The sequence below is a fragment of the Streptomyces sp. NPDC043908 genome, assembly GCF_056435525.1.
Map to the genome: position 1 here is coordinate 359,326 of NZ_JBWKEI010000010.1, position 13,605 is coordinate 372,930.

Sequence of the window (13,605 nt, forward strand, 5' to 3'; positions counted from 1 at the left end):
ATGCGCACCCGCACCCTCGGCACCACCGGCCCCCAGGTCTCCGCTCTCGGCCTCGGCTGCATGGGCATGTCCGCGCTGTACGGCGACGCCGACCGGACCGAGTCGATCGCGACCATCCACGCCGCCCTGGACGCGGGCGTGACCCTGCTCGACACCGGCGACTTCTACGGCATGGGCCACAACGAACTGCTCATCGGCGAGGCGCTGCGCAGCGCGCCCGCCGCCGCCCGCGACCGGGCCCTCACCAGCGTCAAGTTCGGCGCCCTGCGCGACCCCGACGGCGGCTGGGCCGGATACGACGGCCGCCCGGCGGCGGTGAAGAACTTCGTCGCGTACTCCCTCCAGCGCCTCGGCGTCGACCACATCGACGTCTACCGCATCGCCCGGCTGGACCCGGACGTCCCGGTCGAGGAGACCGTCGGCGCCATCGCCGAGCTGGTCGAGGCCGGTCACGTACGGCACATCGGGATGTCGGAGGTGGGCGCGGACACCCTGCGCCGGGCCGCGGCCGTCGCCCCGATCTGCGACCTCCAGATCGAGTACTCGCTCATCTCCCGCGGCATCGAGGACGAGATCCTGCCGACCGCCAAGGAGCTGGGCATCGGGATCACCGCGTACGGCGTGCTCTCGCGCGGGCTGATCAGCGGCCACTTCACCCGCGACCGGCAGCTGGCGGCCCATGACTTCCGCGGTATGAGCCCCCGCTTCCAGGGCGAGAACCTCGACCGCAACCTCGACCTCGTCGAGGCGCTGCGGAAGGTCGCCGAGCACCAGGGCGTCTCGGTCGCGCAGATCGCCATCGCCTGGGTGATGGCGCAGGGCGAGCGGTTCGGCGCGGACGTGGTGCCGCTGGTCGGCGCCCGCCGCCGGGACCGCCTGGCCGAGGCGCTGGGCGCCCTGGACGTCACCTTCGACGCCCGTGACCTGGCCGCCATCGAGGCGGCCGTCCCGGCGGGAGCGGCCGCGGGCGAGCGCTACCCGGCCGCGCAGATGGCGCATCTGGACAGCGAGCACTGAGTTGTCCACAGGGCCGGACCCGGTGGCGGACCCGGCGGGTAACGTCGAGGTCATGAGTACGGAACCCCTGACCGCCGAGCGCATCCTCGAAGCGACCGAGGAGGTGCTGCGCCGGCACGGCCCGGCGAAGGCCACGGTCGTCGACGTCGCCCGCCAGCTCGGCGTCAGCCACGGCAGCGTCTACCGCCACTTCCGTACGAAGTCGGCGCTGCGGGAGGCCGTCACCAAGCGCTGGCTGGACCGCACGACGCGCGAGCTCGCCTCGATCGCGGACGACGAGCCCCGGGAGGCGGAGGCCACGCTGCGCGCCTGGCTGGCGAAGCTCTTCGAGGCCAAGCGGCGCAAGGCGGGCGACGACCCCGAGCTCTTCGCGACGTACGAGGTGCTGCTCGCGGAGAACAGCACGGTGGTCGAGGAGCACATCACCGAACTGGTCGGCCAGCTCGCGCAGATCGTCCACCGGGGCGTCGAGTGCGGCCGGTTCGCGGCGCTGGGGCCGGACGCGCGGATGGCGCGGGCGGTCTTCGACGCCACCAACCGCTTCCACGACCCGGCGTACGCGTCGCAGTGGCTGCGGCCGGAGATCGAGGCCGACTTCACGGCCGTGGTGGACCTGGTGGTGCACGGCCTGCGGGCGCCCCGGGCGTGACGGGGGGGGACGGCCGGTGTCACCAGCGGGTGGGGGCCACGGTCGCCGTGCCCGAGGCGACCGAGAGGTCGACGAGGCGGTCCGAGGCGGGGTCGCGCAGCGCGTCGTCGATGTCACGGGTGCCCGAGCCCTTGCCGCCCGTGAACCGGTAGCGCGAGCCGGTGGGCAGGAACAGCTCGATGGTGCCCGAGTCCGTGGAGGCGGTGACCTTCCGGGGCGGGGCGGCGAACTCCAGCTCGGCGCGGCCGGACCCGGAGCGCACCTCGGCCTCGGCGGAGCCGAGCGCGGTGCCGCTGACCGAGCCGGAGCCCACGGTGGCCTTCAGCGGGCCGCGCACCCCGTAGAGCTTGACGCTGCCGGAGCCGCCGTGCACCGCGACGGGGCCGGTCAGGCCGCTGACCCGGACCGCGCCGGAGCCGCTGCGCACGGTGAGGCGGACCCCGGCCGGGACGGTCAGGTCCAGTTGGACCGAGCAGCCCAGGCTGGTGACGGCGAACCGGCCGTCGCACTCGGGCCGCAGCCGGAGGGTGTCGCCGTCCCACTCCTTGCGGACCTTCGGCTTCCGCAGCGACCAGGAGAGCCGCTCCTGGACACGGACCTCGCCGTCGGCGCCGGGGACCACGGTCAGCTCGGCGCTGCCCGCCTCGACCTCGACGGCCCCGACCGGGTGGCGGTCGCTGGTCTCGACGCTGGTGTGGCTGGTGGTCTGGCGGGCGAGCTGCGCGTACACCTCGACGCCGAGCGGCGCCACCACGAACAGCGCGCTGAACACGGCGACCAGGATCCACCGGCCCCGGTGCCGGGGGCGCTCGGCGTCCGGGGCGGGGCGGCGGTCCGGGCCGGGCCGGGCGGCGGTGCTCACGCGCCGCCGTCCGGTGAGCCGCCGTCCAGGAAGCGCAGGACGGCGAGGACGCGGCGGTGGTCGCCGTCGGCGACCGGCAGGTCGAGCTTGGCGAAGATGCTGTTGATGTGCTTGGCGACGGCGCTCTCGCCGACGACCAGCTGCTCGGCGATCCCCGCGTTGGAGCGCCCCTCGGCCATCAGGGCGAGGACCTCGCGCTCGCGCGGGGTGAGGCGGTCCAGCGGGTCGGTGCCGCCGCTGCGGCGCAGCAGCAGTTGGGCGACGACCTGCGGGTCCAGCGCGGTCCCGCCGCCGGCCACCCGCCGCAGGGCGTCGACGAACTCCTCGACGTCGGCGACGCGTTGCTTGAGCAGATAGCCGATGCCGCCGGACCGGGCGCTGAGCAGATCGGCCGCGTACCGCTCCTCGACGTACTGGGACAGCAGCAGGACGGCGGTGTCCGGCCACTGCCGGCGGATCATCAGGGCGGCCCGTACGCCCTCGTCGGTGAAGCCGGGTGGCATCCGGACGTCGACGAGGGCCAGCGTCGGGCGGTGTTCCTCGACGGCGGCCAGCAGCCCGTCGGCGTCCTCCGTCTCGGCGGCGACCTCGAACCCCGCCATCTCCAGGACCTTGACGAGGCCTATTCGCAGCAGTACCGAATCCTCGGCGATCACAGCCCGCACGGCAGCTCCACGGTGATGACGGTCGGTCCCCCGAGGGGGCTGGTGAGGTGGATGGTCCCGTCCACGGAGCCCACGCGCTTGGCGAGGCCGCGCAGTCCGGTGCCGGCGGCGGCGTCCGCGCCCCCGGCGCCGTTGTCGCTGACGGTCAGGCACAGCAGGTCGCCGCGGCGGCGCACGCGGACGGAACAGCGCGTCGCGTGGGCGTGCTTGGCGACGTTCGCCAGCGCCTCGGAGACGACGAAGTAGGCGACGGCCTCGACGGTGGGCGCGGGGCGCCGGTCCAGCTCGACGGTGAGGGCGACCGGCAGCGGGGCGCGGGCGGCGATGCCGGAGAGCGCGGCGTCCAGGCCCCGGTCGTCGAGGACGGCCGGATGCAGCCCGCGCACCAGGCTGTTGAGCTCCTCGATGGCCTCCTTGGCCTCGCGGTGCGCCTCGTCGATGACGGCCCGGGCCTCGGGCGGCAGGTCGGTGAGGGTGGCGCGGGCCAGGCCCAGGTTCATGGCGAGGGAGACCAGGCGCTGCTGGGCGCCGTCGTGCAGATCGCGTTCGATGCGGCGGCGTTCGGCGTCGGCGGCGTCCAGGACCCCGGCGCGGCTCTCGGCCAGGGTCTCCACGCGCCGCTCCAGCTCCTTGGCCCGGCTGGGGCCGAGCAGGGCGGCGGCCGCGTGGCCGTCGAGCCGGACGGCGGCCGCGGTGAACCAGGGGGTGGCGAGCAGGAGGAGCACCCCGGCGACGGTGAACAGCGCGTACGCGTCGGTCCAGTCGGGCAGCCCGGCGTTGAGCGGCACCGCCCACAGCCAGGACAGCACGAAGGCGCAGAAGAGGCCCCCGACCCAGCCGCCGACCACCAGCACGCCGGCCGCCGCGGCGAGCGGGGCGACGAGGAGGTGGTAGCCGTAGCTCCGCCAGGTCGCCTCCGACCGCAGCCGTTCGACGAGCCCGCGCCAGGTGAACGCGCGGCTGTCCCACGCGATGCCGGGCACGTCGAGGCCGAGCAGCGACCAGAAGCGGCTGCGCTGGAGCGTGGTGAGGAGGGGGCTGAGGAGGAGCATGAAGAGCAGGGCACTCGGGGTGTGTCCGGGCGCCAGGACCATGTACGTGATCGAACCCGCGGCGGGCAGCGCGAGCGGTATGCCCGCCACCGCGAAGGCGGTGTTGCGCCAGGCCCACGCCGACCAGGGGGCGTGCGCGGCGGCCCAGTCGGTCGCGCGCCGCAGCGGGCCGGGAGTTGCCATGCGCATACCGTAAACGCCCAGCTCGGAGCGGTGCCATCACGCTACTGCCCGCCCGGGGGTGAAGCTGGCACCACCCCCGGTTCGGACCGTCGCGTTACTGATCTCAACGGCCGGGCAGGCGAGGCTTGTTGCCGTGTCCGGCGGACTGGCCGCCGGGCCGGAAGGAGACCGCCGCCATGACGCTCGTCGCCCCGCAGACCCGCATCCGCCGGCCGCGCCTGGCGACGCTGCTGACCGGGGCGGGGGTCGTCCTGGTGCCGTGGATGGTGGTGCTGGCCAGGACGCTGCCGTCGACGGTGGAGGTGTCCAACTGGCCGCTGGCCTGGATAGGTCTGGACGCCGGGCTCGCCGTGGGGCTCGCGGGGACCGGGGTGCTGCTGCGGCGCGGGGACCCGAGGGCGCAGGTCGCGGCGGCCGCGACGGGGGCGCTGCTGGTGATGGACGCGTGGTTCGACGTCACGACGTCGGCGCCGGGTCCGCAGCTCGCTACGGCGGTCGCGCTGGCGGCATGCGTGGAGCTGCCGCTGGCGGCGGGGTGCGCGGTGGTGGCGACAAGGCGGCCTTCCTGATCGCGGGGTTGCCCGCGCCCCCTGGGGGTGCCTGCCGTGCGCGCGGCCCGTGGGGGTTGTCTGCCGTCCGCGCCTCCGGTGGGGGCCGGTCGCGCAGTTCTCCGCGCCCCTGAGGGGGGCGCCGCAGCCGGAGAGCTCAACTCGGGCACGGACACCGCCCCGACCACCGACGAGCCCCGTACCGCCTGATCGGCGGTACGGGGCTCGTCGTGATTTTCCGGCGCCCTCGGGGAGCGACTAGCAGCCCAGCAGCCGCGCGCCCAGGTACGACTGGATCTGGTCCAGGGACACCCGCTCCTGGGACATGGTGTCGCGCTCGCGGACGGTCACCGCGTTGTCGTCGAGCGTGTCGAAGTCGACGGTGACGCAGAACGGCGTACCGATCTCGTCCTGGCGACGGTAGCGGCGCCCGATCGCACCCGCGTCGTCGAACTCGATGTTCCAGTTCTGCCGCAGGTCCGCCGCGAGGCCCTTCGCCTTCGGCGAGAGCTGCGGGTTGCGCGAGAGCGGCAGCACCGCGACCTTGACCGGCGCCAGACGCGGGTCGAGGCGCATCACGGCGCGCTTCTCCATGACGCCCTTGGCGTTGGGCGCCTCGTCCTCGCTGTAGGCGTCGAGGAGGAAGGCGAGCATGGAGCGGCCGACACCGGCGGCGGGCTCGATGACGTACGGGGTCCAGCGCTCACCGGCCTCCTGGTCGAAGTACGACAGGTCGCTGCCGGACGCCTTGGCGTGCGCCGAGAGGTCGTAGTCGGTGCGGTTGGCGACACCCTCCAGCTCGCCCCACTCGCTGCCGCCGAACTGGAAGCGGTACTCGATGTCGGCGGTGCGCTTGGAGTAGTGGGAGAGCTTCTCCTTCGGGTGCTCGTACCAGCGCATGTTCTCCTCGCGCAGGCCGAGGCCGGTGTACCAGTTCCAGCGCTCCTGCATCCAGTACTCCTGCCACTGCTCGTCCTCGCCCGGCTTGACGAAGAACTCCATCTCCATCTGCTCGAACTCGCGGGTGCGGAAGATGAAGTTGCCGGGCGTGATCTCGTTGCGGAAGGACTTGCCCATCTGCGCGATGCCGAAGGGCGGCTTCTTGCGCGAGGTCTGCTGGACCTGGCCGAAGTTGGTGAAGATGCCCTGCGCGGTCTCGGGACGCAGGTAGGCGACGGAGCCGCTGTCCTGGGTCGGGCCGAGGTGGGTGGAGAGCAGACCCGAGAAGTTCTTGGGCTCGGTGAAGGTGCCCTTGTTGCCGCAGTTGGGGCAGTTGAGCTCGGCGAGGCCGTTCGCGGGCTCCTTGCCGTGCTTCTCCTCGTACGCCTCGATCAGGTGGTCCGCGCGGAACCGCTTGTGGCAGGAGGTGCACTCGGTGAGCGGGTCGGTGAAGGTGGCGACGTGGCCGGAGGCCTCCCAGACCTCGGTGGCCAGGATCACCGACGAGTCGATGCCGACGACGTCCTCGCGCGCGGTGACCATGTAACGCCACCACTGGCGCTTGAGGTTCTCCTTCAGCTCGACACCCAGCGGCCCGTAGTCCCAGGCGGCGCGCTGACCACCGTAGATCTCGCTGCACGGGTAGACGAAGCCACGGCGCTTGCTCAGGTTGACGATGGTGTCGATCTTGTCGGCGGCCACGTTGCTCTCTTCATTACGACGACGACGAACGGCGAATGCCTCAGATTAGCGGCGGCCCGCACCCCTGGATCAAATCGGTATCCCGCCAGGCAACCCGCCAGGCATCCCGCCAGCACCCGGAGAGGGTCGTCTCCGACCCCTTGTTGACAATCGTTTCCACTTTTGTTGAAAATGACTGTCATGAACGTACGACGCCTCATACCGGCCGCCGCCCTCTCCACCACCGTGGTGCTGGGCCTCGGCGCCCTGACCGCCTGCTCGGACACCGAAGCGGGCTCGGGCCGCAAGGACGGCAAGCTGGACGTGGTGGCGTCGTTCTATCCCATGCAGTACCTGGCGGAGCGCATAGGCGCCGGCCACGTCTCCGTACGCAGCCTGACCAAGCCGGGCGTCGAGCCGCACGACCTGGAGCTCAGCCCCAAGCAGACCGCGTCCCTCGGCAAGGCAGGGCTGGTCGTCTACCTCAAGGGCGTGCAGCCCGCCGTGGACAAGGCCATCGCCCAGTCCGGCGCCGGGCACACCGTCGACGCCGCCGGACTCACCAAACTGGAGGACCACGGCGCCGAGGTCGGCCACGGCCACGAGGGCGAGGAGCACCACGGCGAGGGCGAGGCGGGCGCCGACCCCCATGTCTGGCTGGACCCGGTCAAGTACGCCGAGGTCGCCCGGGGCGTCGGCAAGGCCCTGGAGAAGGCCGACCCCGACAACGCGGCGGACTACGAGAAGAACACCGCCGCGCTGGTCAAGGACCTCGGGGCGCTGAACGAGAAGTTCGCGGCGGGTCTGAGGACCACCGCCACCAAGACCTTCATCACCACCCACTCCGCCTTCGGCTACCTCGCCGAGCGGTACGGGCTGACCCAGGAGGGCATCGCGGGCATCGACCCCGAGGCCGAGCCGAGCCCCGCCCGGGTCAGGGAGCTCCAGTCCATCGCGAAGAAGGACCACGTCGACACGGTCTTCTTCGAGACGCTGGCCAGCGACAAGACGGCCAGGACCCTCGCCGGGGACACCGGTCTGAAGACCGACGTCCTGGACCCGTTGGAGGGCATCACCGACAAGTCCAGGGGCGAGGACTACCTCCAGGTCATGGAGTCCAACCTGGCCGCGCTCCGCAAGGCGCTCGGCGCGAAGTGAGCACCCCCCCGTCCGCATCCGGCACATCGGAGGCACCCGTGATGGACCCCACGACGGAACCCGTCATATCCCTGCGCGCGGCCAGCGCGACCCTCGGCTCGCGCCCCGTGCTGCGCGGCATCGACCTCACCGTCGAGCGCGGCGAGGTCGTCGCCCTGCTCGGCGCCAACGGCTCCGGCAAGTCCACCGCCGTGCGCTCGGTCATCGGCCAGGTGCCCCTCACCGGGGGCCGCGTCGAGCTGTTCGGTACGGAGCTGAAGCGCTTCCGGGACTGGGCGCGCGTCGGATACGTACCCCAGCGCACCACCGCCGCCGGCGGGGTGCCCGCGACCGTGCGCGAGGTCGTCGCCTCGGGGCGGCTGTCCCGTGCGAGGCTGGGGCTGCTCTCCCGGGCGGACCGGGCGGCCGTGGGCCGGGCCATCGAGCTCGTGGGCCTCGCCGACCGCGCCAAGGACTCGGTGAACGCCCTCTCCGGCGGCCAGCACCAGCGCGTCCTGATCGCCCGCGCGCTCGCCTCCGAGCCCGAACTGCTGATCATGGACGAGCCGATGGCGGGCGTCGACCTGGCCAGCCAGGAGATCCTCGCCGCGACCCTGCGCGAGCAGGTCGCGGGCGGCGCGACCGTGCTGCTGGTCCTCCACGAACTCGGCCCGCTGGAGCCGCTGATCGACCGCGCGGTGGTGCTGCGCGACGGCTGCGTCACCCACGACGGCCCCCCGCCCGAGGCCACCGGCCAGCACGCCCTGCCGGGCCACGACCACGTCCACCCCCACTCGGCCGTCGAGCCGATCCGCACAGGACTGCTGAGCTGACCATGGAAATCCTCCAGACCGCCTTCATGCAGCGGGCGCTCATCGCGGCCGTCCTGGTCGGCATCACCGCGCCCGCCGTCGGCATCTACCTCGTCCAGCGCCGCCAGGCCCTGATGGGCGACGGAATCGGCCATGTCGCCATGACCGGCGTCGGCCTCGGCTTCCTGCTCAACACCAGCCCGGTGTGGATGGCGACGCTCGTCTCCGTCCTCGGCGCGGTGACGATGGAGCTGATCCGCGCGTACGGCAAGACGCGCGGCGACATCGCGCTCGCCATGCTCTTCTACGGCGGTATGGCGGGCGGTGTGCTGCTGGTCAACCTCTCGGACACCGGCTCCAACGCCAACCTCTCCTCGTACCTCTTCGGCTCGCTCTCGACCGTCTCCGACTCGGACGTCACCTCGATCTGCGTACTGGCCGCGTTCGTGGTGCTCGTCACCGTCGGACTGCGGCGGCAGCTGTTCGCGGTGAGCCAGGACGAGGAGTTCGCGCGGGTCACCGGGCTTCCGGTGCGGGCCCTGAACCTGCTGGTCGCGGTCACCGCCGCGATCACGGTGACGGTCGCGATGCGGGCCGTGGGGCTGCTCCTGGTCAGCGCGCTGATGGTGGTGCCGGTCGCGGCGGCCCAGCAGGTCTCGCGCTCCTTCGCGGTGACGTTCGTCCTCGCGGTGGTCATCGGCACCACGGTCACCCTGGCCGGAACCGTCACCTCGTACTACCAGGACGTGCCGCCCGGGGCGACGATCGTGCTGCTCGCGATCGGCGCGTTCATCGCCCTGACCGCGCTCGCCGCGCCCCTGGCGCGCAGGCGCGCACGGGTGGCCGAAACCGCCGCGCAGCGGTGCACCCTGGAGGTGCCGGGCTCGCGTGCCGCGCCCGACGAGGCCACGGTCTGACCCCGACCTGGCAGAATGGCCCGACGACGTGAGCGGGCGACGGTTAGAGGGAGGCACCTGTGGCGACGGCTGGACCACCCGTACGCGGCCGGTCGACCAAGCAGCGGGCCGCCGTGGCGGCGGCCCTCGACCAGGTGGACGAGTTCCGCAGCGCGCAGGAGCTGCACGACATGCTCCGGCACCGGGGCGACTCGGTGGGGCTGACCACGGTCTACCGCACCCTTCAGTCGCTCGCCGACGCGGGCGAGGTCGACGTGCTGCGCACCAGCGAAGGCGAGGCCGTCTACCGGCGCTGCTCCTCGGGTGACCACCACCACCATCTGGTCTGCCGGATGTGCGGCAAGGCCGTGGAGGTCGAGGGGCCGGCCGTGGAGAAGTGGGCGGACGCGATCGCGGAGCAGCACGGCTTCGTGAACGTGGCGCACACCGTGGAGATCTTCGGCACCTGCGCGGACTGCGCGGCGGCCGGGGAGAAGCAGACGCAGTGACGTGGTGGCGAGTCGATGCAGTGCCGTAGTGATGTAGTGCCGTAGGCGGTACGGGCGCGGGGACGCGGTCCGTACGAAACGGACATACGCCCCCGAAGGGCCCGGCTGGTCGGTGGAACCCACTGACCCGCCGGGCCCTTTCGCGTACCCATGAAGCGGAGGCTTGCAGACCGGTTGTCCCGTTCGTCAGGCCCCGAAGGGACATTCCGGGTGGGCCCCGGACGGGAGCACCCGTCCGCTTCCGGCCGGAGATCGCCGCCCGGCAGATCCCCAACTCACCTTTAGCGGCAGGCCAGATGGGTAGGACGCACAGTGCGCCGGAACCGCTCTGCGAACGCTTTGGGCCAGACTCCATCGGCGCTAAAGAAACCGTCGGGTTGGTTTCTATACACTCTTCTCCTCGGCTCCTGTCCCCCAGAAGCCCCCCTCCTTCCTGCGCGACAACGGAGTGACACCATGAGCAAGCAGCAACGGGCTGAGCGGACACGTCAGACGCTGATCCTGGCCGCGGCCGAGGTGTTCGACAGGGACGGTTTCGCCCCGTCCTCACTGACCGCGATCAGCACCCGGGCAGGCGTCAGCAACGGGGCGCTGCACTTCCACTTCGTCAGCAAGAACGCCCTGGCCGAGGCGGTGGGCGAGCACGCCATGACGTCCCTGCGGCAGATCGCGCCCCCGCGCGAGGCCGGGCACGGCCGGGCGCTCCAGGTCCTCGTGGACACCACGCACGCGCTGGCGTTCCGGCTCGGTGACGACGTGGTCCTGCGGGCCGGGTTCGGGCTCAGCTCGGACGCGACCTGGAAGGGGCCGACGGATCTGCGCCAGTACTGGGTCGACTGGGTCGGCGAGGTGCTGGCCGGGGCGGCGGCCGAGGGCGCGCTCGCCGAGGGGGTCGCGGTGGAGGACGCCAAGGCGGTGATCGCGGCGACCACGGTCGGCTTCGAGGCGATGGGGCGCAGTCAGCCGCGCTGGTCCTCGCGGCAGATGTTCGGCAAGTTCTGGCGGCTGCTGCTGCCCCGCCTCGCCCGGGCCGACGCGCTCGGTTCGCTCAGGCCCGACGGCAGCCCCGGCCTGGCCGCGGCGCTGCCCCTCTAGCCGCCCGGACACAGGCGCCCGGACACAAACGTCCGGACACAGGCGCCCGGACATCGATGCGGGGCCCGTCCAGCCGGACGGGCCCCGTTCTCGTCACGCACCGCCGGGGTGCGGGCGCCGGGGTGGGTCCGTGTCCCGCCCCCCGACGGGGCACGGACCCGCCTCGGCGCCCGCACGCGTCCATGGCCGGGGCGGTCAGGCCCCGATCCGCCGGGGCGGGCGCGCGAACGGCGCGGAGTACGCGGCCGCCGGCACCCGGGGCGCCTGCCCGTCGAACTGCCCGCCGACGGCTTGGGGGCGCGTACGGGGCGTGCCCGGCCGCGCGTAGGCCTCGCGCACCCGCCAGTGGCCCGGGAAGCCCTCGGCGGGGCCGTAGGAGACCTCGGGCCCGGCGGCCAGGCGGGAGCCGTCGCAGACGAGGATCTCGCCGGGCGCGGCCCGGGTGAGCAGCCGCTGGCAGAGGTCCAGCAGGACCCCGTTGACGGCGAGCGGGGCGGCGGGGTCGCCCGGGGCGAAGCGGACCAGGGCCCGGCCGGTCGCCACGGCCGCGTGCAGGCTCACGCCCCGGTCGGGGGCGACCGCGTCCCGTACGGCGGCGGCGGCCCGGAGCGCGCGCAGGGCGGCGCCGTCGCCCCGCGCGTCCTGGAACAGGCCGAGGGAGACCGGGCCGACGGAGCCGACGACCAGACCGCCGAAGTGCTCGACCCGGGCGCGGGTGACCGCGCCGGCCCGCTCCAGCGTCTCGTCCAGACCGGCCGCCTCGTCGAATCCCGCACCGAGACCGCCGCCGGGCCCGGGGGTGATCCGGGCCTGGACGAGGAGCACGCTCACCACCTCACGGCGCGTCACATCCGCCGGTACGGGCCCTCGTTGGGGCACGGCGGCCGGCCGCACCGACGCCGTACGCTCCGGGGCCTTGGCGTGCCTGCGGTGGCCGGAGACGGCGGTCAGCGTGCGGCGCCGGTCGCCGCGCTCGCACGGCTGCTCGGCGGCGACGGGCGCGAGGGCCGTCGGCGGCGCTGGGGCGGGGGCGGGGGCCGGGCGCGCCGGGGCGAGGTCCAGGGACGGGTCGTGGGCGAGGATGGCCCGCTGGAGGCCGCGCAGCTCGTGGCCGGGCTCCAGCCCCAGGTCCTCCACCAGGGTGGCGCGCAGGCGGTTGTAGACGGCCAGCGCGTGGGCCTGCCGCCCGCAGCGGTACAGGGCGAGCATCAGCTGACCCGAACTGCGCTCGCGCAGCGGCTCGGCCTCGACGGCGGACTCCAGCTCACCGAGGACGGCGTAGTGCTGTCCGCATGCCAGCCGCGCCTCGAAGTAGTCCTCCAGGACGTCGCGGCGGGTGTTCTGCACGGCCCTGAGCTCGGGCCAGACGACGCCCGTCTCGGCCAGGTCGGCGAGCGCCGGGCCGCGCCACAGGCCGAGCGCGGCGCCGAGGGAGGCGACGGCCGCCTCGGGGCGGCCGCCCGCGAGTTCGGCCCGGCCCTCTCCGACCTTGCGCCGGAAGACGTGCAGGTCGATCTGGTCGGGGTCGGTGCGGAGCAGATACCCGGGCGCGCGGGTGACCAGCTCGGCGCCTCCCGCTGCCTCGGGATCGCTCTCGCCGAGGATGCCGCGCAGCCCCCACACCGCGTTCTGAAGGATCTTGCGGGCCGTCGCGGGAGTGCTGTCCGCGCGCCAGAGCGCGGACAGCAGCCGGCTCGTCGGGACGACCTGGTTCGCCTGGAGCAGCAGGCAGCCCAGCGTCGCCCGCTGCTTCACTCCCCCCAGAGCCACCTGCCGACCACCGGACATCACCTCCAGTGGGCCCAACATCCGAAAGCGCATAACTCCCCCCAGTCCTGTGTGCACCAGCGTGCCGCATTGACTTGTCGAGGAGATTACAAACCGGCATCCCGGTTTGTCAAAGGTAGGAAACGCGAACGAATCACCCAAAACCGTAAGGGGATTGCGAAGTTCCCGCGTCCACTCAGTCAAAGGAACCGTACGACAGGTCGGTTTTGGCGCGCTTTACCGGGAGACGGCACCCAGCCCCGGGAACTGCGGCCGCGGGGCGGCGATCTGTGACGTACGCGACAGCCGGCCGGGGTGATCCGCAGGGAAGTCCACGGTGAAGTGCGGGAATTCGGGGATTCCAGTCTCCCGCGACCAGGAATGCATGAACGGGGCCTATCGGCCGGTTACCGGGCGGTACCGAAGTCACCCCCTCGGCCCTTTCCCGCAATTCCCCGCCCGAGGCCGCCCCCGGGCCGAGAAGTCACCGGCCGCGCGTCCCCGACTCCCGTTCCCACCAAGGGGCTTGGGCCCTATCCGGTACCCGGCGCTCTCGTTGGGTTACCGGACGGTGGACAACTGCGGAGTAACGCCGGATACGGTCTCTCCAGGATGCTTCGAGGGTGGAGCTGTACAAACCACAGGGCGTTTCGCTCTCGATCTTTCCGCTTCAGCACCCGCAAGTTGAGGAGCAGTCGTCGTGCGCAAGGTGCTCATCGCCAACCGTGGCGAAATCGCTGTCCGCGTTGCCCGGGCGTGTCGGGACGCCGGGATCGCCAGCGTAGCCGTCTAC

14 protein-coding genes are annotated in these 13,605 nt (G+C 72.8%); 9 read left to right on the forward strand and 5 right to left on the reverse strand.

The genetic code is table 11. The features are described 5' to 3' along the window. Both AC069K_RS23525 and AC069K_RS23530 read left to right on the forward strand, forming a co-directional pair. Entirely contained in the window at positions 1 to 1,017 is a 1,017-nt protein-coding gene (locus AC069K_RS23525; RefSeq protein WP_478619374.1) for an aldo/keto reductase, read from the forward strand. A 52-nt stretch (positions 1,018 to 1,069) separates the two neighbouring features. After that, entirely contained in the window at positions 1,070 to 1,666 is a 597-nt protein-coding gene (locus tag AC069K_RS23530) for a TetR/AcrR family transcriptional regulator (RefSeq protein WP_365110773.1), read from the forward strand. Between the two features lie 19 nt (positions 1,667 to 1,685). Here AC069K_RS23530 and AC069K_RS23535 read toward each other — a convergent pair whose 3' ends face one another. The 3 genes from AC069K_RS23535 to AC069K_RS23545 are packed head-to-tail and all read right to left on the reverse strand — an operon-like array spanning position 1,686 to position 4,428. Further along, the gene (locus tag AC069K_RS23535) at positions 1,686 to 2,528 is read right to left on the reverse strand and encodes a DUF4097 family beta strand repeat-containing protein (protein WP_478619377.1); all 843 of its coding nucleotides are present in this window, start codon (positions 2,526 to 2,528) and stop codon (positions 1,686 to 1,688) included. Next, positions 2,525 to 3,193, reverse strand: a complete 669-nt coding sequence (locus tag AC069K_RS23540; RefSeq protein ID WP_478619380.1) for a response regulator — start codon at positions 3,191 to 3,193, stop codon at positions 2,525 to 2,527. Before AC069K_RS23540 ends, AC069K_RS23535 begins: the two co-directional genes overlap by 4 nt. Beyond that, complete coding sequence (locus tag AC069K_RS23545) at positions 3,181 to 4,428, reverse strand: sensor histidine kinase (protein ID WP_478619383.1); 1,248 nt, start codon at positions 4,426 to 4,428, stop codon at positions 3,181 to 3,183. Before AC069K_RS23545 ends, AC069K_RS23540 begins: the two co-directional genes overlap by 13 nt. 176 nt (positions 4,429 to 4,604) lie before the next feature. Between AC069K_RS23545 and AC069K_RS23550 the strand changes: the two genes are divergently transcribed. After that, on the forward strand, positions 4,605 to 4,997 hold the full coding sequence (locus AC069K_RS23550) for a hypothetical protein (protein WP_365110784.1): 393 nt from the start codon (positions 4,605 to 4,607) through the stop codon (positions 4,995 to 4,997). A 237-nt stretch (positions 4,998 to 5,234) separates the two neighbouring features. Here the strand turns inward: AC069K_RS23550 and AC069K_RS23555 are convergent, their stop codons facing one another. After that, on the reverse strand, positions 5,235 to 6,617 hold the full coding sequence (locus AC069K_RS23555) for a glycine--tRNA ligase (RefSeq protein WP_358837184.1): 1,383 nt from the start codon (positions 6,615 to 6,617) through the stop codon (positions 5,235 to 5,237). Positions 6,618 to 6,797: 180 nt separating this feature from the next. Here AC069K_RS23555 and AC069K_RS23560 point away from each other — a divergent pair, with 180 nt between their 5' ends. The 5 genes from AC069K_RS23560 (at position 6,798) to AC069K_RS23580 (ending at position 11,045) form a co-directional block, all read left to right on the forward strand. Further along, positions 6,798 to 7,754: a metal ABC transporter substrate-binding protein gene (locus AC069K_RS23560; RefSeq protein ID WP_478619387.1), complete on the forward strand. Its 957-nt coding sequence runs from the start codon at positions 6,798 to 6,800 to the stop codon at positions 7,752 to 7,754. A gap of 41 nt (positions 7,755 to 7,795) precedes the next feature. Then, positions 7,796 to 8,566 carry a metal ABC transporter ATP-binding protein gene (locus tag AC069K_RS23565; protein WP_478619390.1) on the forward strand — a complete coding sequence of 257 codons (771 nt, stop codon included), beginning with the start codon at positions 7,796 to 7,798 and terminating at the stop codon, positions 8,564 to 8,566. 2 nt (positions 8,567 to 8,568) lie between these two features. Then, a complete protein-coding gene (locus tag AC069K_RS23570; RefSeq protein ID WP_358837181.1) occupies positions 8,569 to 9,462 on the forward strand; it encodes a metal ABC transporter permease in 894 nt (297 codons plus the stop codon). A 59-nt stretch (positions 9,463 to 9,521) separates the two neighbouring features. Then, complete coding sequence (locus AC069K_RS23575; RefSeq protein WP_478619393.1) at positions 9,522 to 9,950, forward strand: Fur family transcriptional regulator; 429 nt, start codon at positions 9,522 to 9,524, stop codon at positions 9,948 to 9,950. A 456-nt stretch (positions 9,951 to 10,406) separates the two neighbouring features. Beyond that, positions 10,407 to 11,045 carry a ScbR family autoregulator-binding transcription factor gene (locus tag AC069K_RS23580; RefSeq protein WP_365110794.1) on the forward strand — a complete coding sequence of 213 codons (639 nt, stop codon included), beginning with the start codon at positions 10,407 to 10,409 and terminating at the stop codon, positions 11,043 to 11,045. 195 nt (positions 11,046 to 11,240) lie between these two features. Here AC069K_RS23580 and AC069K_RS23585 read toward each other — a convergent pair whose 3' ends face one another. Beyond that, entirely contained in the window at positions 11,241 to 12,815 is a 1,575-nt protein-coding gene (locus tag AC069K_RS23585; protein ID WP_478619396.1) for an AfsR/SARP family transcriptional regulator, read from the reverse strand. Positions 12,816 to 13,512: 697 nt separating this feature from the next. On the opposite strand from AC069K_RS23585, the gene AC069K_RS23590 reads away from it, so the two are divergent. After that, a partial coding sequence (locus AC069K_RS23590) for a biotin carboxylase N-terminal domain-containing protein (protein ID WP_280842533.1) occupies positions 13,513 to 13,605 on the forward strand: 93 nt, incomplete at its 3' end.

Excerpts from the sequence above, each read along its gene's own strand:
- AC069K_RS23525 (WP_478619374.1), top strand. The coding sequence starts at position 1 with ATGCGCACCCGCACCCTCGGCACCACCGGCCCCCAGGTCTCCGCTCTC.
- AC069K_RS23530 (WP_365110773.1), top strand. The coding sequence starts at position 1,070 with ATGAGTACGGAACCCCTGACCGCCGAGCGCATCCTCGAAGCGACCGAG.
- AC069K_RS23545 (WP_478619383.1), bottom strand. The coding sequence starts at position 4,428 with ATGGCAACTCCCGGCCCGCTGCGGCGCGCGACCGACTGGGCCGCCGCG.
- AC069K_RS23550 (WP_365110784.1), top strand. The coding sequence starts at position 4,605 with ATGACGCTCGTCGCCCCGCAGACCCGCATCCGCCGGCCGCGCCTGGCG.
- AC069K_RS23560 (WP_478619387.1), top strand. The coding sequence starts at position 6,798 with ATGAACGTACGACGCCTCATACCGGCCGCCGCCCTCTCCACCACCGTG.
- AC069K_RS23565 (WP_478619390.1), top strand. The coding sequence starts at position 7,796 with ATGGACCCCACGACGGAACCCGTCATATCCCTGCGCGCGGCCAGCGCG.
- AC069K_RS23570 (WP_358837181.1), top strand. The coding sequence starts at position 8,569 with ATGGAAATCCTCCAGACCGCCTTCATGCAGCGGGCGCTCATCGCGGCC.
- AC069K_RS23580 (WP_365110794.1), top strand. The coding sequence starts at position 10,407 with ATGAGCAAGCAGCAACGGGCTGAGCGGACACGTCAGACGCTGATCCTG.